Annotated in this window: 10 tRNA genes and 1 rRNA gene; all 11 read left to right on the top strand. The window is 50.9% G+C overall.

Going from position 1 to position 1,117, the window contains the following annotated elements:
• Nucleotides 1-95, top strand: a 5S ribosomal RNA gene (rrf, locus tag ABH966_RS27055); the annotation flags it as partial.
• Nucleotides 96-111: 16 nt separating this feature from the next.
• Nucleotides 112-188, top strand: a tRNA-Asn gene (locus tag ABH966_RS27050).
• A 5-nt stretch (nucleotides 189-193) separates the two neighbouring features.
• A tRNA-Ser gene (locus tag ABH966_RS27045) sits at nucleotides 194-285 on the top strand.
• A 30-nt stretch (nucleotides 286-315) separates the two neighbouring features.
• Nucleotides 316-390: transfer RNA gene (locus ABH966_RS27040), tRNA-Glu, on the top strand.
• A gap of 17 nt (nucleotides 391-407) precedes the next feature.
• A tRNA-Val gene (locus ABH966_RS27035) sits at nucleotides 408-483 on the top strand.
• 25 nt (nucleotides 484-508) lie between these two features.
• A tRNA-Met gene (locus tag ABH966_RS27030) sits at nucleotides 509-583 on the top strand.
• 4 nt (nucleotides 584-587) lie between these two features.
• Nucleotides 588-663, top strand: a tRNA-Asp gene (locus ABH966_RS27025).
• Nucleotides 664-679: 16 nt separating this feature from the next.
• Nucleotides 680-752, top strand: a tRNA-Phe gene (locus tag ABH966_RS27020).
• 12 nt (nucleotides 753-764) lie between these two features.
• Nucleotides 765-840 (top strand) — tRNA-Thr (locus ABH966_RS27015).
• A 10-nt stretch (nucleotides 841-850) separates the two neighbouring features.
• Nucleotides 851-934, top strand: a tRNA-Tyr gene (locus tag ABH966_RS27010).
• A 13-nt stretch (nucleotides 935-947) separates the two neighbouring features.
• Nucleotides 948-1,021, top strand: a tRNA-Trp gene (locus tag ABH966_RS27005).
• Nucleotides 1,022-1,117 lie beyond the last annotated feature (96 nt).

Below are 1,117 nucleotides of genomic sequence, written 5' to 3'. Positions count from 1 at the left end.
GTCACACCCGTTCCCATACCGAACACGGAAGTTAAGCTCTTTAGCGCCGATGGTAGTTGGGGGCTTCCCCCTGTGAGAGTAGGACGTCGCTAGGCTATATGATAAAATTATTCCGAAGTAGCTCAGTTGGTAGTAGCACCTGACTGTTAATCAGGTTGTCGCAGGTTCGAGTCCTGCCTTCGGAGCCATTCTTGGAGAGTTGTCCGAGTGGCCGAAGGAGCACGATTGGAAATCGTGTAGGCGGTTAACACTGTCTCAAGGGTTCAAATCCCTTACTCTCCGCCAGCACTTTAAGGATTTATCATTCCAAACGATGGCCCCTTGGTCAAGTGGTTAAGACACCGCCCTTTCACGGCGGTAACACGGGTTCGAATCCCGTAGGGGTCACCATTTTTCAATACCCAGATGGAGGATTAGCTCAGCTGGGAGAGCATCTGCCTTACAAGCAGAGGGTCGGCGGTTCGAGCCCGTCATCCTCCACCATTATTTAAATAAATCACCTTATTATCGCGGGGTGGAGCAGTGGTAGCTCGTCGGGCTCATAACCCGAAGGTCGTTGGTTCAAATCCGGCCCCCGCAACCAAAATGGTCCCGTGGTGTAGCGGTTAACATGCCTGCCTGTCACGCAGGAGATCGCCGGTTCGATCCCGGTCGGGACCGCCATTTTTTAAAAGAATATGGGTCAGTAGCTCAGTTGGTAGAGCATTAGATTGAAGCTCTAAGTGTCGGCGGTTCGATTCCGTCCTGACCCATCAAATTTTTTTGCCGGTGTAGCTCAGTTGGTAGAGCAACTGACTTGTAATCAGTAGGTCGTGGGTTCGACTCCTATCGCCGGCACCATGACTTTCCCGGAGGGGTAGCGAAGTGGCTAAACGCGGCGGACTGTAAATCCGCTCCTTAGGGTTCGGCGGTTCGAATCCGTCCCCCTCCACCAGTTTTAATTTAATAGGGGCATAGTTCAACGGTAGAATAGAGGTCTCCAAAACCTTTGGTGTGGGTTCGATTCCTACTGCCCCTGCCAATTAATTTAAAATAATAAAATATAATAATATGGCGGTTGTGGCGAAGTGGTTAACGCACCTGATTGTGGTTCAGGCATTCGTGGGTTCGATTCCCA

Origin of the sequence: Lysinibacillus sp. RC46 (genome assembly GCF_041262385.1) — a bacterium.
GTDB lineage: Bacteria > Bacillota > Bacilli > Bacillales_A > Planococcaceae > Lysinibacillus.
The sequence above is the reverse complement of the archived record's forward strand: the minus strand, read 5'-3'. Positions and strand labels throughout refer to the sequence as shown.